Source organism: Amycolatopsis sp. NPDC088138 (assembly GCF_044741685.1).
Taxonomy (GTDB): domain Bacteria; phylum Actinomycetota; class Actinomycetes; order Mycobacteriales; family Pseudonocardiaceae; genus Amycolatopsis.
In genome coordinates, this window is sequence record NZ_JBIUTB010000004.1 from 353398 (window position 1) to 378815 (window position 25418).

Here is a 25418-nt window from a genome sequence, read left to right on the forward strand (position 1 = left end):
CGCGACCAGATAACGGTTCCGCAAGTACTTCCCCGGAAGCGGAACCCCGATCTAGTCTCGTCCGGTGTTCCAGGTCCTTTACTGGGGGCCGATTCAAAAGAGGGAGATTTCTGTGCGAAGAAGCTCCACCCTGCTCCTTTCGCTCGCGGTGGTGGGTGGTCTCACCGCAGCCATGCCCGCGGCGGCGTCGGCGCAGGGGCGTCAGGACATTCCGCAGTCGCACCCGTTGTGGGCGAACGCGCAGGCGAAGGTCGCCGACACGGCGCCCGCGGCGAAGCTGAGCTTCCGCGTCTACCTGAACCAGCGCGACAACGCCGGTGCCGAGGCGCTGGCCCAGGCCGTGTCCGACCCGGACAGCAAGACCTACCGCCAGTTCCTGAGCACCGACCAGGTGCGGGACCGCTTCGCCGCCAGCGATGCGACTGTCAACGCCGTCAAGGCGTGGCTGACCGGCAGCGGCTTCAGCATCGGTGACATCCCGTCGAACCGCGCCTACGTCGAGGCCACCGGCACCGCCGACCAGACGCAGAACGCGTTCGGCGTCAAGCTGGGCAAGTACAAGGTCAAGGGCCAGACCCTCCGCGCCGCCGACAAGAACCTCTCGGTGCCCGCGAACCTGGCGAGCGACGTGCTCGGCGTCGTCGGCGTGGACCAGGCGACCAACCTGTTCAAGCCGGACCACGCCACCGGCTCCGGGACGCCGTCCGACGTCGCGCCCGGCCCCGGCTTCCGCAACGCGAAGCCGTGCAGCGCCTACTACGGCGAGAAGGTCGACACCACCGACCCCGCCTACAACGGCAAGCACCTGCCGTACGCCCCGTGCGGCTACACCCCGGCGCAGCTGCGGTCGGCCTACGGCGTCGACAAGGTCGGCGCGGACGGCAAGGGCACCACGATCGCCATCGTCGACGCGTTCGCCTCGCCGACCATCTACGCCGACGCGAGCACCTACGCGAAGAAGAACGACCCGCAGCACCCGCTGAAGCAGAGCCAGTTCTCGCAGCACGTCTTCCCGGCGAACCCGGTTCTCGAGCCGCCGGACCAGTGTGACGCGGCGGGCTGGTACGGCGAGGAGACCCTCGACGTCGAGGCCGCCCACGGTCTCGCGCCGGGCGCGAACATCCTCTACGTCGGTGGCGAGTCCTGCGAGGACAACGCCCTCGACGAGGCGCTGAACTACGTGATCGCCGGCCACAAGGCCGACATCGTGTCGAACTCCTACGGCGACACCGGCGAGGACATCCCGGCCGACGAGGTCAAGGTCTTCAACCAGATCTCGCTGCAGGCGGTGCTCGAGGGCATCGGCGTCTACTTCTCCTCGGGCGACAACGGTGACGAGGTCGCGCGCCTCGGCACGCCGTCGCCGGACTTCTCCGCCTCCGCTCCGTGGATCACCGCGGTCGGTGGCACGTCCATCGCGATCGGCAAGGACGGCAAGCGGATCTTCGAGACCGGCTGGGAGACCAGCAAGTCCTCGCTGACCAACGGCGTCTACGGCCCGGCGGCCTACACCAGCGGTTCCGGTGGCGGCACGAGCCGGCTGTTCGCGCAGCCCTTCTACCAGAAGGGTGTCGTGCCGGACGCGCTGGCGAAGAAGAACCAGACCGGGAACGCCAAGGGCCGCGTCGTGCCGGACATCTCGGCGATCGGTGACCCGAACACCGGCTTCCTGGTCGGCCAGACGCAGACCTTCCCGGACGGCGCCTACTACGACCAGTACCGGATCGGCGGCACGAGCCTCGCGTCGCCGGTGTTCGCCGGCATCATGGCGGTGGCCGACAGCTTCGACCACTTCCACCACGGCTTCATCAACCCCGTGATCTACAAGCTGACCTCCCGCACCCCGGCGATCAGCGACGTGAAGCACGTGGACGCCGCAGTGGAGCGTGTCGACTACGCGAACTCGGTCGACGCTTCGGACGGCCTGCTCACCTCGGTGCGCACGCTCGACTACCAGGGTCTGACCATCCACACGACCCCGGGCTACGACGACGTGACGGGTCTCGGCACGCCCAACGGGCTGCTGTTCCTGCTGCTCGTCTAGTCAACTCTCGGTGAAAGGCCCCCTCGCCAGCCTGGCGAGGGGGCCTTTTCATATCGCGGCCCCGAGGTTGCGCAGCATGCCGAGGTCGTCGCGCACGGCCCAGCGTTCGGCGATCTTCCCGTTTTCCAGGCGGTACATCACGGTGAATCCGCGCGCGTAGTCGCCTTCGGGGCATTCGACGCCGAGCAGGCTCCCGCCCGGCCAGTACCCGCCGCGGACGCCGAACCAGACGACGTGATCGCCCTCCGCGACGACCGTCTTCTCGGGCCAGTGCTGCACCGCGAAGTGGCTTTTCCCCTGACTGCTCAGGAATTCCCGGGTGCCCGCGAGCCCGGCGGGCCGGTCCGCCGCGAGGGCGTGGTTGACCAGGTCCGGCGTGCACAGCTCGTCCAGCAGGTCCAGCTCCTGCGTGACGATCAGCGCTTCGAAGCGTTCGACGACCTTCTTGTTCTCCTCGACGCCCATGGCGGTCCTCCGAGATTTGGTGAGAGTGCTACTGTCACCAATATGACCGAGCCTGTCAAGCGGCGGTACGACAACTCGCGACGCCGGGAGCAGGTCCGCGCGACCCGCGCGGCGGTCGTCGAAGCCGCCCACGGGGTTTTCGTGGCCCGCGGTTACCCGGCGGCCACGGTGGACGCCGTCGCGTCGGCGGCCGGCGTGCCGGTGGCCACCGTGTACCGGCAGTTCGGCTCGAAGCGCGGCATCCTCAAGGCGGTGCTCGACGTCGCCTTCGGCGGGGACGACGAGCCGGTCGAGTTCCAGCACCGGCCCGAGGTCCAGGCCGCCTTGACCGACCCCGATCCGGGCGCGCTGCTGGACGCCTTCGCGCGCATCCACACCGGCGTGATGGCGCGCTCGGCGGCGATTCAGCGTGTCCTCGTGGAAGCGGCGTCGATCGACTCGGAGGCGGCGGAGCTGCTGGCCACCGCCCGCGCCCAGCGGCACACGGGACAGTCCCGGATCGCCCGGCGGCTCGCGGACCGCGGCGCACTCGGGATCCCCGAAGAGGAGGCGGCCGACGTCGTGTACCTGCTGATGTCGCCGGACACCCACCGGGTGCTCACGGTCGAGCGCGGCTGGACGGCCGAGCGGTTCGAGGGGTGGCTGGCGCGGGCGTTGCGGGCGCAGCTGCTCAGCCGGCCAGGGGGATGACGGCGCACACCGTCGTGCCCCCGCTGCCGCTGTCGACGCTCAGCTCGCCGCCCAGGGCCTGGACGCGGTCGCGCAGCCCGGCCAGGCCCGAGCCCTGGTCCGCGGACGCGCCTCCGACGCCGTGGTCGGTCACCTCGACCCGCAGCCGGCCGCCGTCCACCGCGATGCGGACGTCCACGTGGTCGGTCCGGGCGTGTTTCAACGTGTTCGTCAGGGCTTCCGACGTCACGTAGTAGGCCGTCGCCTCCACCGCGGCGTCGAGGCGGGGGACCGGGTCCGCCGAGAGCGTCACCCGCATCGGGATCCGGTCGGTCAGCGACCGGACGGCCGCGCCGAGTCCGGCCTCGGTCAGGATCGCCGGCCGGATGCCGCGGGCCAGTTCGCGCAGCTCGGTGATCGCGGTCTGCAGCTCGTCGACCGTGCTCTTCAGCAGCGTGCGGACGTCCGGCGGCAGCTCCGCGCGGCGGTCGGCCAGCCGCAGCAGCAGCACGACGCTGACCAGCCGCTGCTGGGCGCCGTCGTGGAGGTCACGCTCCAGGCGGCGGCGCTCGTCGTCGCCGGCCGCGACGAGCCGGGCCCGCGACGCGCGTACCTCCGCGAGGCGCTGCTCGAGCTCGGCGGTGAGCCGCTGGTTGTCCAGCACCAGCCCGGCGGCCGCGTTGAGCGCGTCGATCGACCGGCTGTCCTTCCACACCTCGTCGTCCTGCACCAGCGCGGCCAGCCCGGTGCCGTCGCGCTCCAGCAGCAGCCGGATCATCTCGGCGTTGCCGACGCGGGCGCGCAGCACGCCGGCCAGGAACGCCAGCGGCCACAGGCAGAACGAGACCCGGTAGATCTGCAGCAGCGGCTCCGAAAGCGGCTGCCCGTCGCCGAGTGCCGTGCCCGCCGCCGACGTCAGCGCGCCGAGCAGGGCGATCGTGATCACCGGGGACAGCAGCCGCCGCTGCGGCAGCCGGCCGGTCAGCCACCGGTACAGCAGCACGACGACCACGCCGGCGCTGATCACCGCGGCCGCCAGGCCGAGGACACGGTCGGCGACGCCGCGGCCGTTGTGGTCGGCGGAGATCGCCAGCAGGTCGCGCGGGTCGTCGCTGAACAGCAGCCCGAGCACGCCCAGCGCGAGCACGACCAGGTACGAGGAGGCCACGAGCAGCCGCTCCCACCGCGACCGCAGCCTGCCGTGCGGGAACGCGAGCACCAGGTGCGCGATCACCGGGCTGGACGCGGCCCGCAGCGGCACGGCGATCGTGTACAGCACCGGGTTCCCGGTGAACTGCAGGTCTTCCAGGAACAACGCGACCCCGACGAGCGCGATGAGCACACCGATCGGATTGGCCGGCCGCCGCACGTGCGCGACCGCGCCCGCCAGCAGGAACAGGAACCCGGTGGTGGTGCTGAGGGCGGTGTCGAGCGCGGCGTGGCTGCCCTCGGCGACCTTGAGCGCCAGCGCGGTAACGCCGAGCCCGAACCCGGCGGTGAGCAGACCGGTCATCACGACGGTCCGGGGGTGCTGCACCACGCGAACCCCTCCCCGGCCGGCTAATCGCTGATTCGCCCGTTCGGGCCGTCGCGTTACACCGAGCGGATGCGCCTTTCGGGTGATCACGACGCCGCCCTCGCGGTGGGGTGGCGGCGCGCTCGTGGCCGGCAGCCGGACGGCCGGTGTGGTGGCGCGCAATCGGACATCGCCCCGCGCTGCTCTTCGCGAGGTGGGTCACCGCGGTGTGGCCGCGCTCGTGGCCGACAGCCGGTCGGCCGCGCCTTGCGGCGGCGTGCGTTGTGGCGCAATCGGACATCGCCCCGCGCTGCACCTCGCGGCAATGGCCCGCCGCGGTGTGGCCGCGCTCGTGGCCGACAGCCGGTCGGCCGCGCCTTGCGGCGGCGTGCATTGCGGCGCGCAATCGGACATCGCCCTGCGCTGCCCCTCGCGGCCGTGCTCGCCGTGATGTGGCGTGCACTCGTGATCGGTGTTCCTGCGCTGGCGCCTGTTGGTCGCTCGCGTCCTGAGGTGGCGTGTGCAGTGACGCAATCGGACATCGCCCTGCGCTGCCCCTCGCGGCCGTGCTCGCCGTGGGGCGGCGGCGTGCACTCGTGATCGGTGATCGTGCGCCGGCGCCTGCTGGTCGGTCGCGTCCTGAGGTGGTGGCGCGCAATCGGACATCGCCCCGCGCTGCTCCCCGCAGCCGTGCCCGCCGCGGTGTGGCGGCGCGCACTCACGGCCGTCACCAGGGCGTCCGCGCCCTAGGGTTGCCTCGATCAGCCGAGTGGAGGCAGGACATGAGCGGACGCGGTCTCGACGCCGAGGTCTTCGGCGGGCGGATGCCCGCCGGGGGTTCGGACCTGGCGATCGAAACCCACGGCATCACCCCGGTCCCGGAGGGCAACCGGTTCGGGCGGCCGTGGCGGCAGTTCAGCGTGTGGTTCGCGCCGAACCTGACGATGACCGCGGTCTTCACCGGCACCCTCGCCGCGTCGCTCGGCCTCGGCTTCTGGACGGGCCTGGTCGCGATGCTCGCCGGCACCGTGCTCGGCTCGCTGCCGGTGGCGTACCTGTCGACCTGGGGCCCGCGCACCGGCACCGGCCAGCTGCCCCTCGCGCGCCTGCCGTTCGGCGGTGGCGTGGTGCTGCCCGGCCTGGTGCAGTGGCTCGGCTCGATCGCCTGGGACGCGCTGGTCGGGCTGTTCGGCGGCGAGGCGCTGGCCGAGCTGACCGGGCTGCCGTTCTGGGCCGCGGTGCTGATCGTGCTGGTGCTGCAGTGCGCCCTCGGCGTGTTCGGCTACGCGCTCATCCACCGCGTGCAGGCCGTGATGAGCGTGCTGCTGGTGCTCGCGTTCGCCGCGCTCGCCGTGAAGGTCCTTTCCGGGCACCCCATCGCGACGGCCGACACCGCGACCGGCGGCGACCACACCGGCGCCGTCGTGCTGTTCTCGACGATCGCGTTGTCGCTGGCGATCTCCTGGGCGCCGTACGCCTCGGACTTCAGCCGCTACCTGCCGGCGGAGACGTCGTCGCGCGGGGTCTTCTGGTTCACGCTCCTCGGGCTGACGGCGTCGTACGCGATCGGCGAAGGTCTCGGGCTCGCACTCGGGACGTCGCTCGGCGACCAGACGGCGACGGGTGTCGCGGCGCTGCTCGGCGGCGGGTTCCTCGGGTCGCTGGCGCTCGCGGTGATCGCGCTCGCGGCGGTGTCGTCCAACGCGATGAACGACTACAGCGGTTCGCTCGCGCTGCAGACCGTCGGCGTCCGGCTGCGGCGCCCGGTGTCGGCGGTGCTCGTCACGGTGCTCGCGTTCGCGCTGATCCTCTGGATGCACAGCGGCGAGCTGGCGGCGAAGTTCCAGAACGTGCTGCTGTTCGTCAGCTACTGGATCCCGCCGTTCCTCGGCGTCGTGCTGCCGGACTGGCTGCGGCGGACCCGCGGTGGCGAGCGCGTCGACGTCCGGGCCGCGACGACTGCGCGTCCCTGGGCCGCCGTCGTGGCGTTCGTCGCAGGCTTCGCGGCGGCGGTGCCGTTCATGAACACCTCGCTCTACACCGGCCCGGTCGCGGCGGTGCTGCACGGCGCCGATCTCGCGTACTACGTCGGGCTCGTCGTTTCGCTGGCAGCGTATTTGCTGCTGCGCGGCCGTCACACCGTTGACCTCAAGTAATGTAGAGGTTCAACGATGGTGTGGTACCCCTGCAAGGAGGAACCATGCCAGTCGCACTGATCACCGGCGCCTCGGCGGGGCTGGGGAAGGCCCTCGCCGCGGCACTGGTGAGTCGCAAGTGGACGGTCATCGGCGACGGCCGGGACGCTTCCGCGTTGACCGCCGCCGCCCGGGAAGCCGGGTTCACACCCGTCCCGGGCGACGTCGCCGACCCGGCCCACCGCGCCGACCTCGCCGCCGCGGCCGGGCCCTCGCTCGACCTGCTCGTCAACAACGCCAGCACCCTCGGCGTCAGCCCGCTGCCGCCACTGCGCCGCTATCCGTTGGCGCAGCTGGAAGACGTCTACCGCGTGAACGTCTTCGCGCCGCTCGCGCTCACCCAGCTGCTGCTGCCCGCCCTGACGAAGACCGGCGGCACGATCGTCGGCGTCAGCTCGGACGCGGCCGTCGAAGCCTACGAAGGCTGGGGCGGTTACGGCTCCGCGAAGGCCGCGCTCGACCAGCTCACCGCCGTGCTCGGCGCGGAACACCCGGACCTGGCCGTGTACGCGGTCGACCCCGGCGACATGCGAACCGCGATGCACCAGCTCGCCTTCCCGGGTGAGGACATCTCCGACCGGCCGCTGCCCGGGACGTCCGTCCCGGCGTTCCTGCGGCTGCTCGACGAACGCCCGGCCAGCGGCCGTTACCGCGCCGCCGACCTGCTGGTGCCCGCATGAGCGTCCGGTTCGACCTGCCCGACGAGCTCTCGGCGTCGGCGCCCCCGGAGGCCCGCGGCCTGGCCCGCGACGAGGTCCGCCTGCTGGTCGCGGACCCGGCCGGGGTGCACCACACCGTCTTCAATGAGCTGGGTGAGCACCTGCGGGCCGGCGACCTGCTGGTCGTCAACACGTCCGGGACGCTGCCCGCGGCGATCGACGCCCGCCGAGGCCGGCAGCAGGTCGTCGTCCACTTCTCGACCGAGCTGGACGACGGCGCGTGGGTGGTCGAGCTGCGCGCGCCCGGCGGCCCGCTGCTCGACGGCCGGCCGGGGGAGCGGCTGGCGCTGCCCGGTGGCGCGTCGCTGACGTTGCTGGCCGGGTACGTGCCGGGGCAGGCGCGGCTGTGGCGGGCTTCGGTGTCCGTCCCGGTGCCCGGGTTGCTGGCCGCGAGCGGACGCCCGATCCGCTACGGCTACGTCCCGCGCGCCTGGCCGCTGGCCGACTACCAGACGGTGTTCGCCCGCGAGCCGGGCAGCGCGGAGATGCCGTCGGCGGCCCGGCCGTTCACCGACGCGCTGGTCACGCGCCTGGTGACCGACGGGGTGCTGTTCGCGCCGCTGCTGCTGCACACCGGGGTGTCGTCGCTGGAGACGGGCGAGCCGCCGCAGGCCGAGCGCTTCCACGTGCCCGCGTCGACCGCGGCGCTGGTCGCGTGGGTCCGGGCCCGCGGCGGCCGGGTGGTCGCGGTGGGCACGACGGCGGCCCGCGCCCTGGAGTCGGCCGCCGACGGACCCACCGAAGGTTGGACGGACCTGGTCCTGAGCCCGGACCGCCCGGCCCGGGTCGTCGACGGCATCGTCACCGGCCTGCACGCGCCGGACGCGTCCCACCTGCTGCTCCTGGAGGCCGTGGCCGGCCCGGAGCTGGTCCAGCGCGCCTACGACGCGGCGGTGGAGCGCCGCTACCTGTGGCACGAGTTCGGCGACGTCTCCCTGCTCCTGCGCCGCTGAAAAGCCGTGAAGGCCACCTTGAGGGACTCTGAGTCCCTCAAGGTGGCCTTCACGGCATTGAACTACTGGCGCGCCGGTTCGCGGGCGTCGTCCTGGCGGCGGGCCCGGTAGAGGCCGGCCACGGCGACGACCGTGATCCCCAGCCCGACGCCGCTGACGATCGAGGCCACCAGGCTCGCCGTGCCGGTCGCCAGGCCGAAGAGCCCGGCCAGGTAGACCGGGATGCACAGGCTCACCGGCAGCCACGTCCGCAGCGCGAACGCGCGGTCCGACGCCAGCCACAGCACCAGCGTCACGGCCGCCGCGGTGACGACCGGGATCGCCCAGACGACCAGGCTCGTCACGGCGTCCATGCCGAGTGACCGGAGCCACTCGAACGACGCCTGGCCCAGCCCGACGAAGAGCACGACCAGCGCCACGCGGATGGTGGCCCCCTGGCCGGTGCGGTGTGCGGTGCTCGTCATGTCATCCCTCCGAATCCGTGGTCACCTCTACCACGTTCGGATGACGCGACCGGTTGCCCGCATTTCGCAATCGGACGATGAGCAGCAGAAACGCCATCGCCGCCGGGACCGAAACGAAGATCAACACGAACAGGTGACCCCGGGACGCCGAGCCGGTGACCAGGCCGGTCAGGCCGAGCACGCTCGTCGGAAGGCACACCCACAGCGGCAGGAACCGCAGCCAGGCGGGCCGCCCCCGTCCGGTGAGCAGCCAGAACAGGCCACCGGCCAGCAGGACGCCGATCGGGACCGTGGCCACCACCCACACCGCGGCCCACTCGCCCAGACCGGCCGTGGTCAGCCAGTCGGCCCCGATCGGCGAGAGCGTCATTAGTGCCCACGCCAAGAGCACCGAGACGATGACGGCCCGGACCTCGTTCGCTGTCTTCATCGGCTCCCCCTCGAAGTCGTCGAGAGCACACGCGCGAGCACCCCCGTCGGTTGCACCTAGGCCCCCGAATCACCGATGTCAAGAAATCTCACCGGATTTCCCGGGATGCGGATGGCTATGCGCCCGGGTGGGTGACCGTGCGAACCTCGCCCCCGACATCGACCCCGCGAAAGGCGACGCTGACGTGCGCACCCACCACAGAACCCGCTTCCTGGCCTCGGCGCTCGTCGCCCTGACCGTCGTGGGCGTGCTCGCCGGCTGTTCCCGTGCCGCGGAGACCGCTGCCCCCGCCGCCAACGCGGGCGCCGCCACCGAGGTCCGCCTCGGGTTCTTCCCGAACGTCACGCACGCCCCGGCGCTGATCGGCGTCAAGAAGGACTTCTTCAAGCAGGAGCTGGGCTCGACCAAGCTCACCACCCAGACGTTCAACGCGGGCCCCGAAGAGGTCAACGCGCTGCTGGGCAACTCGCTCGACATCGCCTACATCGGCTCCGGCCCGGCGATCAACGCCTTCACCAAGTCCAAGGGCACCATCCAGCTGATCTCCGGCGCCGTCTCCGGTGGCGCGCAGCTGGTCGTCAAGCCGGACATCGCGAGCGTCGACGCGCTCAAGGGCAAGAACATCGCCACCCCGCAGCTGGCCAACACCCAGGACGTCGCGCTCAAGAAGTTCGTCGCGGGCAAGAACCTGACCGGCCAGGTCAAGATCACCAACCTGGACAACTCGAAGACGCTCGACGCGTTCAAGAAGGGCGAGGTCGACGGCGGCTGGCTGCCCGAGCCGTGGTCGTCACGGCTGGTCCTCGACGCCGGTGCGAAGGTCCTGGTCGACGAGAAGGACCTGTGGCCCGGCGGCCGGTTCCCGACCACCGTCATCATCGTGCGCAGCCAGTTCCTGCAGGAGCACCCGGACACCGTCCGCGCGATCCTGAAGGGGCAGCTGGCCGCGATCGACTGGGCGAAGGCCAACCCGGCGGACGCGAAGACCGTGGTCAACGGAGCGCTGAAGGAGCTGGCCGGCAGCAGCTTGAGCCAGGCCGTCATCGACCGCGCGTTCTCGAACATCGAGCTCACCAACGACCCGATCCCCGCCGAGTTCCCGCAGCTCGCGCAGGACTCGGTGACGGCGGGCGTGGTGAAATCGGCGGTCGCCCTGAAGGGCTTCGCGGACTTCGGCCCGCTGAACGACGTCCTCAAGGCCCAGAACCAGCCCGCCGTGAACGCCCCCGAACTCGTGAAGTGATCCGGAGAGGCAGCCAACGATGACCACCACCCTCCCGACCGGCCGGAGCAACTACACCGGCGCGACCGCGGTGCGTCTCGACGGCGTCCGCAAGGTGTTCGGCCCGGCCGGCCGGGCGGTGGTCGCGCTGGACGGGGTCGACCTGACGGTCGCGCCCGGCGAGTTCGTCTGCCTGCTCGGCGCGTCCGGCTGCGGCAAGACGACCCTGCTGAACCTGGTCGCGGGCCTGGACGCGCCGTCGGCGGGGGAGATCACGCTCAACACGTCCCGGCCGGCGGTGATGTTCCAGGAGGCCGCGCTGATGCCGTGGCTGACCGCCGCGCGCAACGTCGAGCTGCCGCTGCGGCTGGCCGGGTTCGGCCGGGCCGAGCGCCGGGAAAAGGCCGCCGAGCTGCTGGAACTCGTCCGGCTGACCGGCGCGGGCGCCAAGCGGCCGCACGAGCTGTCCGGCGGCATGCGCCAGCGCGTCGCCCTGGCCCGCGCGCTGGCCGCGACCCTGCGGGTCGGCGGTGATCCGGAGCAGGCGCTGCTGCTGATGGACGAGCCGTTCGCCGCGCTCGACGCCATCACCCGCGACGTCCTGCAGGGTGAGCTGCTGCGCGTCTACCGCAGTACCGGCACGTCGGTGCTGTTCGTGACCCACGACGTGCGCGAGGCGGTCCGGCTCGGGCAGCGCGTGGTGCTCCTGTCGTCGCGGCCCGGGCGGGTCGTGCGCGAATGGACGGACGTGCCGCTGGCCGACGCCGAGGAACTGACCGAAGAGATCACCGGGCACCTGCGAGAGGTGATCAGCACCCATGCCGCAGCTTGACCGGCCGGCCGACGTCGAAGGTCTGGACGCGGTCGGCGCCGGACTGGACTCGCTCGACGCCCCGGTCGGCGACCGCCGTCCGAGCTTCTGGAAGCGGTTCGCCTGGGGGTTCCTGCCGCCGGTGCTCGCGCTGGTCCTGCTGATCGTCGTCTGGCAGCTGCTGTGGGCCGCGGCGTTCTGGCCGGAGGCCCAGCTGCCCGCGCCGCTCGCGGTGTGGGACGAGTTCTGGAGCCGCGTCGTCACCGGCGAGGTGTTCGGGTTCGTCTGGACGTCGGTGCACCGCGCGGCCCTCGGGTTCCTCGCGGGGGTCGTCCTCGGCACGCCGCTGGGCCTGCTCGTCGCGAAGGTCCGCGTGGTACGGGCCGCGATCGGGCCGCTGCTGACCGGGCTGCAGAGCCTCCCGTCGGTGGCGTGGGTGCCGGCCGCGATCCTGTGGTTCGGCATCAACGACGGCGCGATCTACTTCGTCGTGCTGCTCGGCTCGGTGCCGTCGATCGCGAACGGCCTGGTCTCGGGCATCGACCAGATCCCGCCGATCCTGCCGCGCGTCGGCCAGGTGATGGGCGCGGGACGGCTGTCGTCGGCCCGGCACATCCTGCTGCCCGCCGCGCTGCCCGGCTTCCTCGCCGGGCTCAAGCAGGGCTGGGCGTTCTCGTGGCGTTCGCTGATGGCGGCCGAGCTGATCGCGCTGTCCCCGCAGCTCGGCGTCGGCCTCGGCGCGTACCTGAACCAGGGGTCCTCGCTCAACAGCATCGAGACGGTGATCGCGGCGATCTTCCTGATCCTGCTGGTCGGCGTCGGGATCGAGCTGATCGTGTTCCGCCCGCTGGAGCGCTCGGTGCTGCGGGCCCGCGGGCTGACGTCGTCGCTCTAGAAAGTTTTTCGCCCGGCATGTCGAAGCGCCGCTGACGGCGTCGACGTCCCCTTCGCAAGCAGGTCTTGAGCGAAGGAGATGGCGATGGGTGTCGTGGCTGTGCTGGTGGCCTCCGTGGCGGGGTTCGTGGTGAGTTCCGCCTGGTACATGACGTTCGGCAAGGTCTGGGCCGGCCTGAGCACGGCGGCGCTCGAGCGGCCGGCGCCGTGGAAGATGGCCGCGGAGTTCGTCCGGACGCTGCTGCTGGTGACCGTGTTCGCCGGGTTGCTGACCGCGGTGGGCGTCGACGGCGTCACGGGCGCGCTCGGCCTGGCGCTGGTGCTCTGGGCGGGGTTCCCGGTGCTGATCCTGGCCGGATCGGTGCTGCACGAGAACGTGCCGGTGCGGCTGGCCGCCTTGCACGCGGGCGACTGGCTGGTCAAGATCCTGGTCGTGGCCGTGATCGCAGGAGTGTGGCGATGACCGGGGTGCTGCTCGACGGGATCGCGTTCGGCGAGTCCCCGCGCTGGCACGACGGCCGGCTGTGGTTCGCCGACTGGCTGGCCCACGAGATCGTCGCGGTCACGCCGGCGGGGGAGCGTGAGGTCGTGTTCCGCGCGGACTTCCCGACGATGCCGATGTGCTTCGACTTCTCCGGCGGCGACCCCCTGATCATCTCGTCGTCGGAAGGCCTGCTGCTGCGGTTGTCCGAGGACGGCTCCCTGTCCATCCACGCCGAGCTGGGCGGCACGGGCTTCAACGAGATCGTGGTGGCTTCGGACGGCGGCTGCTACGTCAACGGCGGCGGCTCCGACCTGATGGCGCGGGAGGCCTTCCGGCCGGGGGTGATCAAGTACGTCTCCCCGTCCGGCGAGACTCGCGAGGTCGCGGACGGCATCGCGTTCGGCAACGGCATGGCCCTGACCCCGGACGGCGCGACGCTGGTGGTGGCCGAGTCGTACGCGAACCGCCTGACGGCGTTCACCGTGTCCCCGGACGGCTCGCTGACCGACCGCCGCGTGTGGGCGGACCTGGGCGACGGCGTCCCGGACGGCATTGCCCTGGACCCCTCCGGCGCGATCTGGGTGGCGGACGTCCCGGGCAAGTCGTGCACGCGGGTCCGTGAAGGCGGCGAAGTCCTGGACCGGGTGACGCTGGACAGCGGGTGCTTCGCGTGCGCGCTGAGCGAGGACACGCTGTACCTGGTGACCCAGGAATGGCACGGCCTGGACGGCGTCGGGACGGGCCCGCGAACGGGCCGGATCCTGACGGTGCCTATTCCTCGGTAGCCACTTCGAGCGGGAGCTGCTGCAGGGCCTCGAGCACGTCGGGCCGGGCCTCGTCTTCCTCGTAGGCCTCGACGATCTTGACGAACCCCATGAGCAGCCCGCGCATGACGGCCTCCTGCCGGTGCGCCAGCTGGTCGACGGCCTGGTTCACGATCTGCTGAACCTCGGCGATGTGCTCCTCGGGGAGGGTGAAGTCCGCCGTCATGGTGAAGTCGAGCGCCCCTTCGAGCAGCTCGGGATACCCGCTGGCGCCGGGCTCGCCGGTCCCGTCCCGCAGGTTCTGCCGAAGACGGTAGACCGACGCCAGCAGCCCGATGCCGGTCTGCACCAGTTCCGTGTCCTCCATGCGGGGAGCATGACACGCGCTGCCGCCCCACGCCGGACCGGCGAGGGCTACCGGCAGAACACGACCCCGGGCACGCGGCCCGGGGTCGTGTTGTCAGCTGGGAGTACCGCGATCAGCGGCCTCGGCGCCCGCCTGCGCGGGTGCCCGAGCCGCCGGAACGGCCGGCTGCCGAGAACGCGGAGATCGCTTCCTGGCACCGACGCTGATCATGTTGTGGGGAACCGCCCGAAACGAACACGACCCCGGGCACGCGGCCCGGGGTCGTGTTGTCAGCTGGGAGTACCGCGATCAGCGGCCCCGTCGCCCACCCGCACGGGTGCCCGACGAGAACGCCGCCGCGCCGCCGCTGGAACGGCCGGCTCCCGCGGCGGGAGCTCCGCCACGACCGCGGCCGCCGCCGGACTTGCCCGCCGCCGCTGCGGCCGGAGCGCCCGAACGGCGTGCGCCGCCCGAGCCACCGGAACCGCCCGAACCAGCGGGAGCGCCGGAGCGGCGGCCGCCGCCGGAGGTGCGTCGATCAGAGCGAGGCTGCTGGTCGTCGCGGCGTGACTGGGCTGCTGCCGCGCGGGAACGCTCGCCGCCGCGGTTGTCCTTCGGGGTGGCCGGGGCGCCGCGGCGGCCGCGGCCGCCACCGGGTGCCGCGCCCGAGGCCGTGACCTTCTTCGGGCGGTTGTCCACCGGCGGCCGCTGCGGGGACGCCGTGAACGACCGCTCGCCCGGGGCCAGCTCCGCCAGCAGCGGGTGACCCGGGCCGAGCTGGGTGGTGGTCGGCTTGATGCCGGCCTTGCGGGTCAGGTCGCGGACGTCGCGGACCTGCGCGTCGGTCATCAGCGTCACCACCGTGCCGGACGCGCCGGCGCGCGCCGTGCGGCCGGAGCGGTGCAGGTACGCCTTGTGCTCGACGGGCGGGTCGGCGTGGATGACCAGCCGGACGTCGTCGACGTGGATGCCGCGGGCCGCGATGTCGGTCGCGACCAGCGTCTTGGCCGCGCCCGAGGAGAACGCCTCGAGGTTGCGGGTGCGCGCGTTCTGGCCGAGGTTGCCGTGCAGCTCGACGGCCGGGACACCGGACGCCACCAGCTTGCGGGTCAGGGCCTTCGCGCGGCTCTTCGTCCGGGTGAACACCAGCGTGCGGCCCGGCGCCGCGGTGAGGTCGACCAGCACCGGCAGCCGGTGGGTCTCCTCGAGGTGCAGCACGTGGTGCTCCATCGTCGAGACCGGCGACTGCGCCGAGTCGACGCTGTGCGTGATCGGATCGCTCATGAAGCGCTTGACCAGCACGTCGACGCCGTTGTCGAGGGTCGCGGAGAACAGCATCCGCTGCCCGCGCGACGGCGTCGCGTCCATGATCCGCCGCACCTCGGGCAGGAAGCCCAGGTCGGCCATGTGGTCGGCCTCGTCGAGCACGGTGATCTCGATGGCGTCGAGCTTCACGTGCCCGGAGCGCATGTGGTCGGCGAGCCGGCCGGGGCAGGCGACGACGATGTCGACGCCGTCACGCAGCCGGGTGATCTGCGGGTTGGCCGAGACGCCGCCGAAGATGGTGGTCGTCTTCAGGCCGAGCGGCTTGGCCAGCGGCAGGATGGACGCTTCGATCTGCGTCGCGAGCTCACGGGTCGGCGCCAGGATCAGCGCGCGCGGACGGCCGGGCTTGCGCCGCGTCGGGCCCGCCGAGAGGCGCGCCAGCATGGGCAGCACGAAGCCGTAGGTCTTGCCGGAGCCGGTCCGGCCGCGGCCGAGCACGTCACGCCCGGCGAGGGTGTGCGGCAGGGTCGCCGCCTGGATCGGGAAGGGCTCGGTGACGCCCTGTGCGGCCAGCGCGTCCACGATGGTGGTGGGCAGGCCGAGTTCAGCGAAACTGGTCATAAGTGCATGCGGGCGCAGGGGCGCCCTGGTCTCCGTTACCTGAGAAGGGTTGTCCTGCCCGGCGCAGACCGGTCAACGGCCGCGGCGCGTGGTAGTCGACAACAGCAGCGGGCCGAGGCAGAACTGAGCGGCCCGCAAGATCAGTGTACCCAACCGGAGTGACGTACCCCTAGTGAGATTGCCCGCACTCGTGCGCACTTGCTAAGTTACCGGTCGGTAATCAAGGAGGCTCACCCATGCTGCTGAACCCGCACGAGTACGACCCGGCCCACTTCGACGCCGAGACGCGCCGGCTGCTCCGGGCCACCATCGACTGGTTCGAGCAGCGAGGCAAGGCGAAACTGGCCGAGGACTACCACGCGCGGACCTTCTACGCGGACTTCATCGAGTTCGCCGGCAAGGAGGGCCTCTTTTCGACCTTCCTGACCCCGGCCGCGAACGCCGACGGCAACCCGGACAAGCGCTGGGACACCAGCCGCGTCGCCGCGCTGTCGGAAATCCTCGGGTTCTACGGCCTGAACTACTGGTACCCCTGGCAGGTCACGATCCTCGGCCTCGGCCCGGTGTGGCAGAGCGGCAACGACGTCGCCCGCAAGCGCGCCGCGGACGCCCTGGACGCCGGTGGCGTCGGCGCGTTCGGACTGTCCGAAAAGGATCACGGCGCCGACATCTACTCCTCCGACCTGGTGCTCACCAAGGACGGCGACGGCTACCGCGCCACCGGCTCGAAGTACTACATCGGCAACGGCAACGTCGCCCGCACGGTCGCCGTCTTCGGCCGGATCGACGGTGCCGAGGGCCCGGACCAGTACGTCTTCTTCTACGCCGATTCCGAGCACCCGAACTACCACGTGGTGAAGAACGTCGTGCCGTCGCAGATGTACGTCGCCGAGTTCCGGCTCGAGGACTACCCGGTGCACGCCGAGGACATCCTGCACGTCGGCGCCGAAGCCTTCAGCGCCGCGCTGAACACCGTCAACATCGGCAAGTTCAACCTCTGCTTCGGCGGCATCGGCATGGCGACGCACTCGCTGTACGAGGCCATCACCCACGCGCACAACCGCGTCCTGTACGGCAACCCCGTCACCGACTTCCCGCACGTGCGCCGCGAGTTCGTCGAGGCCTACGCGCGGCTGACCGCGATGAAGCTGTTCTCCGACCGCGCCGTGGACTACTTCCGCAGCGCGAACGCCGAGGACCGCCGCTACCTGCTCTACAACCCGATCACCAAGATGAAGGTGACCACCGAGGCGCAGAAGGTGATCGGCCTGGTCGCCGACGTCGTCGCGGCCAAGGGCTTCGAGGCCGACACCTACCTCGCGATGGCGAAGAACGACATCGACGGCCTGCCGAAGCTCGAGGGCACGGTCGCGGTGAACCTCGCGCTGATCGCGAAGTTCATGCCCGCGTACCTGTTCGCGCCGCAGGAGTACGCCCCGGTGCCGACCCGCACCGACGCGGCGGACGACGAGTTCCTCTTCCGCCAGGGCCCGGCGCGCGGCCTGTCGAAGGTCCGGTTCCACGACTGGAAGGCCGCGTACGCGCAGGCGTCGCACATCCCGAACGTCGCGCTGTTCACCGAGCAGGCCGGCGGGCTGCTGGAGCTGCTGACCAAGGCCGCGCCGGACGAGGCCCAGCAGGCCGACCTCGACTTCGGGCTCGCGCTCACCGAGCTGTTCACGCTCGTCGTCTACGGCCAGCTGATCCTGGAGCAGGCCGGTATCACCGGGCTCGACAGCCACGTCGTCGACCAGATCTTCGCGGTCCTGGTGCAGGACTTCAGCGTCGCGGCCGTCGACCTCAACGGGAAGTCGAGCTCGACCGAGGCCCAGCAGGCCATCGCGCTGGCGGCGCTGCGCAAGCCGGTCGTCGACGCCGAGCGCTTCGACGGCGTTTGGGCGCGTGTGCGCGACCTCTCCGGGGCCTACGCTATGCACCCATGATGGCCAGGGAGTACCGGCTGGGAACGCTGCGGAAGACCGTCAACGCGCTGGTGAAGCCGCTGCTCGCGCGCGGCGTGCCGGCCGCGGGCAAGGGCGGCGTCCTGCTGACGACGAAGGGCCGCAAGAGCGGTCTCGAGCGCACGACCCCGGTGAACGTCGTCGAGGTCGGCGGCGAGCGGTGGCTCGTCGCGCCCTACGGCGCCGTCGCCTGGGTGCACAACCTGCGGGCCGACGCCGTCGCCCGGCTCAGCCGTGGCCGCAAGACCGAGACGTGGGAGGTCGAGGAGGCCGACGCCGCGACCGCGGCGCCGGTGCTCCAGGCCTACGTGCGCCAGATCCCGGTCACCGCGCCCTACTTCGACGCCAAGGGCAGCGGCCCGGCCGAAGCGTTCGAGGCGGAAGCCGATCGACACCCGGTGTTCCGGTTGGCAAGATCACGAGCGTGACGCACGAGCTGGCGGCGGAGCTGATCTGGGACGCGTGGCGGACCGGCACACGGCTGGACGGCCTGCCGGAGGCCGCCCGCCCGCGTGACGCGGCGCAGGGGATGGCCGCCCAGGCGGCGCTGGCCGAGCTGGCCGGCCCGGTGAGCGGCTGGAAGATCGCCGCGACCACGGCGTACGCCCAGCAGTACCTCGGCGTGCCCGGCCCGTTGCCGGGCGCGCTGTTCGAGCGGTTCCACCAGCTCGAGGGCACCCCGGTGCCCGCCGACACGATGACGATGGGCGTCGCCGAGCCGGAGTTCGCCTTCCGCATGAAGGCCGACCCCGGCCCGGGGCCGTCGCTGGGCGGGGTGCTCGACGCGGTGGACACGATGTTCCTCGCGCTCGAAATGCCGGACAGCCGCTACACCGACCACCAGCACGCGGGCGGCCCGCAGCTGCTGGCCGACGTCGCGTGCGCGGGCCGGTTCGTCGAAGGGCGGGCGGTCCCGGGCTGGCGCGACCTCGACCTGCCGGGCCACGCGGTGGTCCTGCACGCCGACGGCGCGGAGTTCGCCCGCGGCCACGGCGGCCTGGTCCTCGGCGACCCGCGGCTGGCCCTGCACTGGCTCGCGACGGAGCTGGCCCGCACCGGCCACCGCCTCCGCCCGGGCGACGTGGTGACCACGGGCACGGCGACCACCCCCTGCCCGATCCACGCGGGCGGCCACGTCGTCGCCGACTTCGGCGCGCTGGGCAGCGTCGAAGCGCACTTCGTGTGACGCCGGGGGAGGGTAATTCGCGGGTTCCGGCGCTATCGTCGGCGCGTGGGCGAGCGCGGCAGGCCACGGCACCCCGACCGGCTGACCCCCGCCGAGTGGCGGGTGGTCGATGCGGTGCGCCACGGCCTGACGAACCGTGAGATCGCGCGCCGCCGCGGCACCAGCCCGGACGCGGTCAAGTTCCACGTCGGCAACGCCGTGCGCAAGCTCGGCCTGACCGGGCGCGCGGACCTGCGCGCCTGGCGGGGAGCGCCGGCGGACAGCGCGCTCGCTGGCCGGAGCACCGAGGAGGCAGCCGTGCTGGGACCGATCGGGCAGGTTTCGCGGACCGTTTCCGACCTCGGCCGCGCGAAGGTCTTCTACGGCGACGTGCTCGGGCTGCCGCACCTCTACACGTACGGGGACCTGGCGTTCTACGACTGCGACGGCGTCCGGCTGTTCTTGACGTCGGGCGAGCCGCAGGGCGGGGAGTCGGTGCTGTACTTCGGCGTCCCGGACATCAACGCCGCCTACGACACCCTTCGCGAGCGCGGCGTCGAGTTCCTGGGCGCGCCGCACCTGATCTTCCGGCACGAGTCCGGCGTCGAAGAGTGGATGGCGTTCTTCACCGACCCGGACGGTCACACCACCGCGATCATGGCGCGGGCCGATTCTCGCTAGGGTGATCGGGTGCTGACGATCCGTGCCGGGTTCCTCGTGCTCGCCGTGGTCGTCGGGGCGCTCGACGCGGGGTTCTGGCTGTTCACCCGCGCCCAGCACCAGACGAGCGCGCGGATCGGGTTCCTCGTCGCGTTCGTCCTGCTGCTGGCCCTGCTCGCGGCGAGCGCGGGCCTGGTGCGCTGGGAGGTCGCGGCGCCGCTCGGCGCGGCTTCGACGTCGGGCCTGTTCTTCGTCGGTGCGGCATCGATCTTCAGTGTGGGCATCGGATTCCTGCTGACGGCGGTCGTCGAAGCGGCGCTCGTGCGCGGGATGGTGCTCGACGCGGCGCCGATGGGCTGGCGCGGCGGCACCGGGCTGATCAGCCTGTCGGCGGCCGTGGTCCCGGCGGGGCTGTTCGTGGTGGGTCTGGTCGCGCTGAAGTGAGCCGGAACGCCGACGGGCTCTCCCCGAACTCGGCGCGGAACACCCGGCTGAAGTGCGCGGCGTCGACGAAGCACCAGCGCGCCGCGATCGCCGCGACACTTCTGTTGGCCAGCAACGGATCCCGCAGGTCCCGGCGGACGGCGTCCAGGCGCAGCCGGCGGATGTGGTCGGTGACGGTGTGCGGCTCGTCTTCGAACAGCCGGTTCAGCGTCCGCGGTGACATCCCGTGCGCGGCGGCGACGGTCGCCCGGGACAGCCTCGGGTCGTCGAGGTGGTGCTGGACGTAAGCGAGCACACGGGTGCGCAGCGCGTCCGGGATCTCGTCGACGCTGACGTGCTCGGTGAGCGTGCCGGCCAGCAGGCTGAGCCCGGCGTCGCCGAGGCGGCTCGCCGCGGCTTCGTAGAGGTGGCTGCCCTGGGCGACCGACGCCGAGACGAAGTCGGCGAACACCGCGCCGGGTCCGCTGGTGGCGGTGAAGGCGTGTTCCATCGCGCGGGTGGTGGGCAGGTGCAGGACGTCGCGCGGGAAGGCCATCACCGCGGAGATCCACTCACCCTCGAGCCGCAGCGCGTACGGGCGGCCGGTGTCGTAGAGCGCGAGCTGCCCGGGTTCGACGACGATCTCGCGGTCGCCCTGCACGACCGTCGCGCGGCCGCGGACCTGGACGCACACCTTGAGCAGGTCCGACGGGTTCTGCCGGATCGTCCCGCGCGAGCGGCGGACGACCTGCGGGGTGCCCGCGACGGTGTACACGTGGACGTCGCCGAGCGGGGTCGTGACGACGTCACCCGAAGGCTCGGAACTGTCGAGGCGCTCGGGGAACAGCTCGCTGAACGCGCCGCCGAGCCGCTCCCGCCAGGCCTCGCCGCGGTGGTACACGGGGAAGGTCATGGTGCCGCCCGGGGTCGTCGCTGACCTGATCAGGCTAACACCGTGACCCGCAGAATCAACGCGCTCGCCGTTCGCGTGACCAGGCTGGAAGCTCTGTCGGAACGCGGGAGGAACACATGCTGGACGACGTCGACTGGCGCGGGAAGATCTTTTCGGGCGGCTGGGTGCCGGCCCACGGCGGGACGCTCCCGGTGACCGAACCGGCCACCGGCGACGTGCTCGCCGAGGTCGGGCTGGCCGACGCCCAGGACATCGACAACGCCGTGACGCGGGCTCTTGGGGCCCAGCCCGCCTGGGCGGCGACGCCGGGTCCGGAGCGGGCAGCGCTGCTCCGCAAGGCCGCGCGGGTCCTGGAGGACAACCGCGCCGAGTTCGAGCACTGGCTCGTGCGCGAAGGCGGCGCGATCCCGCCGAAGGCGGCGTTCGAGGTCGACCTGGTGCTGGCCGAGCTGTGGGAAGCGGCGGCGTTGCCGACGCAGCCGTGGGGCCACCTGCTGCCGACCAGCGAGGCCGGGCGCGAGAGCATCGCGCGGCGCATCCCGCTGGGCGTGGTCGGCGTGATCAGCCCGTGGAACTTCCCGCAGATCCTGTCGGTGCGCGCGGTCGCGCCGGCGCTGGCGCTCGGCAACGCCGTGGTGCTCAAGCCGGACGTCAACACGGCGGTCGCCGGCGGCACGCTGATCGCGCGTCTCTTCGAAGCGGCGGGCCTGCCCGACGGCCTGCTGCACGTCCTGGCGGGTGACGCCGAGCCGGGCGCGGCGCTGACGGAGCACCCGGGCGTCGCGGCGATCTCGTTCACCGGCTCGACGGCGGTGGGCCGGCGCGTGGGCGAAGCGGCGGGCCGGACGTTGAAGCGGGTCAGCCTGGAGCTGGGCGGCAACAACGCCCTGGTGATCCTGGACGACGCGGACCTGGACGTCGCCAGCTCGGCCGGCGCGTGGGGCGCGTTCCTGCACCAGGGCCAGGTCTGCATGACGGCCGGGCGGCACATCGTCATGGAGTCGGTGGCGGACGAGTATCTCGATCGTCTGGCGGCCCGCGCGGCGAAGCTCCCGGTGGGCGACCCGTTCACCGGCCAGGTCGCGCTGGGCCCGCTGATCAACGAAAAGCAGCTGTCCAATGTGGACCGGATCGTCACGGAAACGGTGGCCGCAGGCGCTTCCGTTCGTGCCGGCGGCTCTTTCGAGAAGCTGTTCTACGAGCCGACGGTCCTGGCCGGCGTGACGACGTCGATGCCGGCGTTCCGCGAGGAGATCTTCGGCCCGGTGGCCCCGGTGATCGTGGTCCGCGACGAGGACGAAGCGGTAGCGGTCGCGAACGACACGGAGTACGGCCTGGTGGCCGCGATCCAGACGGGCTCGGTGGACCGCGGCCGGGCGGTGGCGGACCGCCTGCGCACGGGCATCGTCCACGTCAACGACCAGACGCTGAACAACGACGCTTACGCGCCCTTCGGCGGCACGGGCGCTTCCGGCAACGGAAGCCGCTTCGGCTCGGGGCACAGCTGGGACGAGTTCACGCAGTGGCAGTGGGTGACCCTGCGGGAACAGGCCCACGGCTTCCCCTTCTGACAGGCTATCGACGTCCATAGCGGTGGAAGTGGTACGGGAGCCACATCTCGAGGAAGGAGGAAAACGGTACGAGAGCGGGGCAGGCACGCATGCTGAACCCCGAAATTCGCACCATACCCGAGCTCGGGCTGCCGAACCGGTCGAACATCGCGATCGTCAGGTCGAAGACGTGGCGCCGCTTCGCCGCGACGACGCCCGCGTGCACAGCGCCGGAGTCGAGAGCTTCCGCGGGAATGCCCCTGTGGATCAGCTCCCCGGCGATGGCCGGAACCACGTTGTTACAGAGGACCGTGATGAGCTTGGGGTTCGGATACAAGTGTGTGTCGGCGCCGGTCCTGCTGACGAACGCCTCCGTGAACGGCAGCAGGACTCGTGGTGTTCCCCACTCGCTCAGCAACTTGGCGAGCGGTTTCGCCGAAGCGCCGGTGAAGTGCAGGTGGGTGGCCAGCAACGCCGACCGCAGGCGTGGCATCGCCACCAGATCTCCGGCCACCTCGTACTCTTTCGTGGTGAAGGGGTACTTGCCGAGCATGTACAGCGCGGAAAACTCCCGGGCTTCGGCTGTCGTGAGGAGCACCGGCGAGCTGTCGGTGCGGGCGCCGGATGGCGGCTGTTCCACCTGGTGCCGCCCGGGAGTTCGGAGCTCAGTCCTTTCGTAGAAGTCGCGTAGCAGATCGGATGCCCGGAGAATGGAGTCGGTTCGCCCCCGGCTCCATTCTCCGACCAAACCCTCCCAATCCTGTGCCAGTAGGCTCATGGCCCTGCGGCAGGCCTGCGAAGGGCCGATCGAACTCGAGAACCTGTCGACGGTGCGTAGCAAGTAGTCCGCCGGTGAATGCGGGGTTGTGGCGCCTCGCGCTCGCGCGAGCGCTGCTTCTTCGCTCCGCGCGGAATCGACCGCGAAGTACTCGTCCAACGTTCGATGACCGGCCGCACCGAAGAACACGGCGGTCGTCCTAGTCCGTTCGGCTGCTTCCCAGTACACCGTCCGCAGCTGCGACTCGGTCAGTTCTCCGAATTCGTGTTGCGCACCGGCGGGCGCGGACCACGCCGCTTCTTCGGTGACGAGGGCACGGACGAACCGGTCGTTCGCGCGGAGGCGATCCCGAGGGGGACTGCGAAACCGCAGCTCCGAGGAGATCTTCGCCGTCTGGGCTTCTTCGTTCACCCACTGCAGATACTCGTCGAGCCCGTTATGGTTCAAGGTCATGCGTGCTCGACCGCAGGGCTGCCCGCGACAAGAACCAGATACTGCCGGCGGAGTCGCGCGGCGAGCCGCCACCCGGCATCGCCGAGGGTGAACCAGCCCGCTGCCAGCGCGGCAGCGAGCAGTGCGAACGCGGTGGCGGTGAGCACGCTGTCCGGGTCCGTGTCGTCCAGCCAGCTCGCCGTGATCCCGAGGTCCCCGACGAACGGGGACAACGACCTGTTGACCACCTCGTCCGTTGAGCCCGGGAACTCATCGCCGCTGCCGGACAGTGGCGCTTCGGACATGGGCGCCTTGGACAGCAAGCGGCCGAGGTCGAGTAGGCAGGAGCGGAGATCCGCTACGGCGGTGCCGATTGCCGGCCCGTCAGGCGCACTGCCGGCACGCGGCGAGTACAGATTTGCCGTCTTGACGACCTTCGAGACGTTCTCGGGTGACATCTCCCGGATCCAGATCCGCGCCCGCCTTCTCCGGGTCTCCCGCAGATCGGAGAAGAACGGCATGTTGAGCGGACCTTGCAGGTCGTGCAGCAGGCGCTGAACGAGCCAGTCGTGCGTGGCGCCGGTCCGACCCGGATGCTGGGCCATCCTCGACGACCGCAGCCCATTGAGCGTCACGCCCCGGTGCTGCCGTGCGTACCAGTCGTCGCGTGCCGCGCCTTTCAGCGAGTGCCGGCGGGCGTCCACGACGAGGTCCGGCTGTTCCGCCAGCCGGTCCATCGCGGCGGCGATGTGGTCCTTTTCTGCGGCCACGGCCGCCATGAATGCTTCTCGTGAGCCGCCGGTCAGGAGAAACCTGTGGAGGGGCGAGAAAGGAGACTCCGTCGAGTGCAGGAGTTCGCCGCCGTCCTCGACCCGGTGGAAGGTGGCCATCAACGAGCTTCTGGGGGACCCGTCCGCCGTCCGGTAGCGGTGGTGGACCACCCGGCTCGCCGAGAAGATCGTGCTGCACGGCCCGTCGAGACCCGCCAGATGCACCACCGTGGGCTCGGCCTCGGCGAGGATCGCGGCTTGTGCTTCGAGTACTTCGTCGACGCGGGCCCCGGTCGGGAAGATGCAGGCGTCTTCGTCACTCCAGACGGATCCGTCCGGTTCCACGAAGCAGTTCCTGAACAGCTTGTTCGTGCCCGGCAGATAGGTCAGCCCCTGGCCGGACGGGCCCTTCACCGTACCGAGAGTCCAGGTGGCGACCACCTTGTACTCGTCGATGAACGGACTATTGTCCAGGTGCAGCGTGTTGTCGCGAGCGACGACATCAAGGGGCTGAGTGTCTTTCGAGCGCAGATCGATGATCTTGACCGGTCCGCCTAGCGCGTACGCGACCACCACGACGTAAAGCGGATGCGCGATGGTTTCCCAGAGGCCGGGACTCCTCATCAGCGGTGTCGACGAGGTGATGTTCAGGTAGCTGTGCAGCGGGCCCCGGCTCCCCTTTGCCTGCATTTCGCCGTCGTACACCCGCCGGAATCGATCGAAGTCCGTCGGCGGGGTGAGGCCGGTCAAGCTGACGGCACCCTCCGCGGCGATGGTCCGGCTCAGCGCGGTCAAGGACTCGCCCGGGAAGAGGCCAGCCAGTTCGGTGCGGAAGTCCTCGTCTGCGCCTGGGCGTGCCAGCTGCCGGTACGACCGCGGCGCGGCCAGCTGGTCGGACGGCAC

25 protein-coding genes are annotated in these 25418 nt (G+C 71.4%); 16 read left to right on the forward strand and 9 right to left on the reverse strand.

All coding sequences use genetic code 11. The features are described from left to right. The first annotated feature begins 112 nt into the window (after positions 1 to 112). A complete protein-coding gene (locus tag ACIOD2_RS23020; RefSeq protein WP_400541361.1) occupies positions 113 to 2044 on the forward strand; it encodes a protease pro-enzyme activation domain-containing protein in 1932 nt (643 codons plus the stop codon). Positions 2045 to 2092: 48 nt separating this feature from the next. On the opposite strand, the gene ACIOD2_RS23025 is transcribed toward ACIOD2_RS23020, so the two are convergent. Then, positions 2093 to 2509, reverse strand: coding sequence for an ester cyclase (locus ACIOD2_RS23025; RefSeq protein ID WP_400541364.1), 417 nt, complete (start codon positions 2507 to 2509; stop codon positions 2093 to 2095). Between the two features lie 42 nt (positions 2510 to 2551). Between ACIOD2_RS23025 and ACIOD2_RS23030 the strand changes: the two genes are divergently transcribed. Continuing rightward, entirely contained in the window at positions 2552 to 3199 is a 648-nt protein-coding gene (locus ACIOD2_RS23030) for a TetR/AcrR family transcriptional regulator (protein WP_400541367.1), read from the forward strand. On the opposite strand, the gene ACIOD2_RS23035 is transcribed toward ACIOD2_RS23030, so the two are convergent. Beyond that, positions 3180 to 4691, reverse strand: coding sequence for a sensor histidine kinase (locus ACIOD2_RS23035; RefSeq protein ID WP_400543189.1), 1512 nt, complete (start codon positions 4689 to 4691; stop codon positions 3180 to 3182). The genes ACIOD2_RS23030 and ACIOD2_RS23035 overlap by 20 nt on opposite strands. A gap of 785 nt (positions 4692 to 5476) precedes the next feature. Between ACIOD2_RS23035 and ACIOD2_RS23040 the strand changes: the two genes are divergently transcribed. The 3 genes from ACIOD2_RS23040 to ACIOD2_RS23050 are packed head-to-tail and all read left to right on the forward strand — an operon-like array spanning position 5477 to position 8561. After that, positions 5477 to 6850, forward strand: coding sequence for a purine-cytosine permease family protein (locus tag ACIOD2_RS23040; protein WP_400541370.1), 1374 nt, complete (start codon positions 5477 to 5479; stop codon positions 6848 to 6850). 44 nt (positions 6851 to 6894) lie between these two features. Then, positions 6895 to 7569, forward strand: coding sequence for an SDR family NAD(P)-dependent oxidoreductase (locus ACIOD2_RS23045; protein ID WP_400541373.1), 675 nt, complete (start codon positions 6895 to 6897; stop codon positions 7567 to 7569). After that, a complete protein-coding gene (locus ACIOD2_RS23050) occupies positions 7566 to 8561 on the forward strand; it encodes an S-adenosylmethionine:tRNA ribosyltransferase-isomerase (protein WP_400541376.1) in 996 nt (331 codons plus the stop codon). Before ACIOD2_RS23045 ends, ACIOD2_RS23050 begins: the two co-directional genes overlap by 4 nt. A gap of 62 nt (positions 8562 to 8623) precedes the next feature. Here the strand turns inward: ACIOD2_RS23050 and ACIOD2_RS23055 are convergent, their stop codons facing one another. Together ACIOD2_RS23055 and ACIOD2_RS23060 are read right to left on the reverse strand one after the other, a co-directional pair. Further along, positions 8624 to 9025 (reverse strand): hypothetical protein, encoded by a 402-nt coding sequence (locus tag ACIOD2_RS23055; RefSeq protein ID WP_400541379.1) that lies wholly within the window; start codon positions 9023 to 9025, stop codon positions 8624 to 8626. A 1-nt stretch (position 9026) separates the two neighbouring features. Then, on the reverse strand, positions 9027 to 9455 hold the full coding sequence (locus ACIOD2_RS23060; protein ID WP_400541382.1) for a hypothetical protein: 429 nt from the start codon (positions 9453 to 9455) through the stop codon (positions 9027 to 9029). A gap of 184 nt (positions 9456 to 9639) precedes the next feature. On the opposite strand from ACIOD2_RS23060, the gene ACIOD2_RS23065 reads away from it, so the two are divergent. The 5 genes from ACIOD2_RS23065 to ACIOD2_RS23085 all read left to right on the forward strand — a co-directional run bounded on the left by ACIOD2_RS23065 (position 9640) and on the right by ACIOD2_RS23085 (position 13651). Then, complete coding sequence (locus ACIOD2_RS23065; RefSeq protein ID WP_400541385.1) at positions 9640 to 10698, forward strand: ABC transporter substrate-binding protein; 1059 nt, start codon at positions 9640 to 9642, stop codon at positions 10696 to 10698. Between the two features lie 19 nt (positions 10699 to 10717). Then, positions 10718 to 11509 (forward strand): ABC transporter ATP-binding protein, encoded by a 792-nt coding sequence (locus ACIOD2_RS23070; RefSeq protein ID WP_400541388.1) that lies wholly within the window; start codon positions 10718 to 10720, stop codon positions 11507 to 11509. Then, positions 11496 to 12383: an ABC transporter permease gene (locus tag ACIOD2_RS23075; protein WP_400541391.1), complete on the forward strand. Its 888-nt coding sequence runs from the start codon at positions 11496 to 11498 to the stop codon at positions 12381 to 12383. The genes ACIOD2_RS23070 and ACIOD2_RS23075 overlap by 14 nt, the downstream gene beginning before the upstream one ends. 84 nt (positions 12384 to 12467) lie before the next feature. Next, complete coding sequence (locus tag ACIOD2_RS23080) at positions 12468 to 12845, forward strand: DUF1761 domain-containing protein (RefSeq protein ID WP_400541394.1); 378 nt, start codon at positions 12468 to 12470, stop codon at positions 12843 to 12845. Further along, a complete protein-coding gene (locus tag ACIOD2_RS23085; RefSeq protein WP_400541397.1) occupies positions 12842 to 13651 on the forward strand; it encodes an SMP-30/gluconolactonase/LRE family protein in 810 nt (269 codons plus the stop codon). The genes ACIOD2_RS23080 and ACIOD2_RS23085 overlap by 4 nt, the downstream gene beginning before the upstream one ends. Here ACIOD2_RS23085 and ACIOD2_RS23090 read toward each other — a convergent pair. Both ACIOD2_RS23090 and ACIOD2_RS23095 read right to left on the reverse strand, forming a co-directional pair. After that, positions 13638 to 13997: a hypothetical protein gene (locus ACIOD2_RS23090; protein ID WP_400541400.1), complete on the reverse strand. Its 360-nt coding sequence runs from the start codon at positions 13995 to 13997 to the stop codon at positions 13638 to 13640. The two genes, ACIOD2_RS23085 and ACIOD2_RS23090, sit on opposite strands and share 14 nt — an antisense overlap. Positions 13998 to 14285: 288 nt before the next feature. Next, complete coding sequence (locus tag ACIOD2_RS23095) at positions 14286 to 15863, reverse strand: DEAD/DEAH box helicase (protein ID WP_400541403.1); 1578 nt, start codon at positions 15861 to 15863, stop codon at positions 14286 to 14288. 236 nt (positions 15864 to 16099) lie between these two features. Here ACIOD2_RS23095 and ACIOD2_RS23100 point away from each other — a divergent pair, with 236 nt between their 5' ends. Genes ACIOD2_RS23100 through ACIOD2_RS23120 form a run of 5 tightly spaced genes read left to right on the forward strand, consistent with a single transcriptional unit; the run spans position 16100 to position 20093 of the window. Further along, positions 16100 to 17806 carry an acyl-CoA dehydrogenase gene (locus ACIOD2_RS23100; protein WP_400541406.1) on the forward strand — a complete coding sequence of 569 codons (1707 nt, stop codon included), beginning with the start codon at positions 16100 to 16102 and terminating at the stop codon, positions 17804 to 17806. Next, positions 17803 to 18252 (forward strand): nitroreductase family deazaflavin-dependent oxidoreductase, encoded by a 450-nt coding sequence (locus tag ACIOD2_RS23105; RefSeq protein WP_400541409.1) that lies wholly within the window; start codon positions 17803 to 17805, stop codon positions 18250 to 18252. The genes ACIOD2_RS23100 and ACIOD2_RS23105 overlap by 4 nt, the downstream gene beginning before the upstream one ends. Then, positions 18249 to 19010 (forward strand): 2-keto-4-pentenoate hydratase, encoded by a 762-nt coding sequence (locus ACIOD2_RS23110; RefSeq protein ID WP_400541412.1) that lies wholly within the window; start codon positions 18249 to 18251, stop codon positions 19008 to 19010. The genes ACIOD2_RS23105 and ACIOD2_RS23110 overlap by 4 nt, the downstream gene beginning before the upstream one ends. 45 nt (positions 19011 to 19055) lie before the next feature. Then, positions 19056 to 19670, forward strand: coding sequence for a VOC family protein (locus ACIOD2_RS23115; RefSeq protein WP_400541415.1), 615 nt, complete (start codon positions 19056 to 19058; stop codon positions 19668 to 19670). A gap of 9 nt (positions 19671 to 19679) precedes the next feature. Beyond that, on the forward strand, positions 19680 to 20093 hold the full coding sequence (locus ACIOD2_RS23120) for a hypothetical protein (protein WP_400541418.1): 414 nt from the start codon (positions 19680 to 19682) through the stop codon (positions 20091 to 20093). On the opposite strand, the gene ACIOD2_RS23125 is transcribed toward ACIOD2_RS23120, so the two are convergent. Next, the gene (locus ACIOD2_RS23125) at positions 20029 to 20985 is read right to left on the reverse strand and encodes a helix-turn-helix domain-containing protein (RefSeq protein ID WP_400541421.1); all 957 of its coding nucleotides are present in this window, start codon (positions 20983 to 20985) and stop codon (positions 20029 to 20031) included. The two genes, ACIOD2_RS23120 and ACIOD2_RS23125, sit on opposite strands and share 65 nt — an antisense overlap. 116 nt (positions 20986 to 21101) lie before the next feature. Here ACIOD2_RS23125 and ACIOD2_RS23130 point away from each other — a divergent pair, with 116 nt between their 5' ends. Then, positions 21102 to 22556 (forward strand): benzaldehyde dehydrogenase, encoded by a 1455-nt coding sequence (locus ACIOD2_RS23130; RefSeq protein ID WP_400541424.1) that lies wholly within the window; start codon positions 21102 to 21104, stop codon positions 22554 to 22556. 4 nt (positions 22557 to 22560) lie between these two features. Here the strand turns inward: ACIOD2_RS23130 and ACIOD2_RS23135 are convergent, their stop codons facing one another. Both ACIOD2_RS23135 and ACIOD2_RS23140 read right to left on the reverse strand, forming a co-directional pair. Then, positions 22561 to 23766 (reverse strand): hypothetical protein, encoded by a 1206-nt coding sequence (locus ACIOD2_RS23135; protein WP_400541427.1) that lies wholly within the window; start codon positions 23764 to 23766, stop codon positions 22561 to 22563. Next, a complete protein-coding gene (locus ACIOD2_RS23140) occupies positions 23763 to 25418 on the reverse strand; it encodes a hypothetical protein (protein WP_400541430.1) in 1656 nt (551 codons plus the stop codon). The genes ACIOD2_RS23135 and ACIOD2_RS23140 overlap by 4 nt, the downstream gene beginning before the upstream one ends.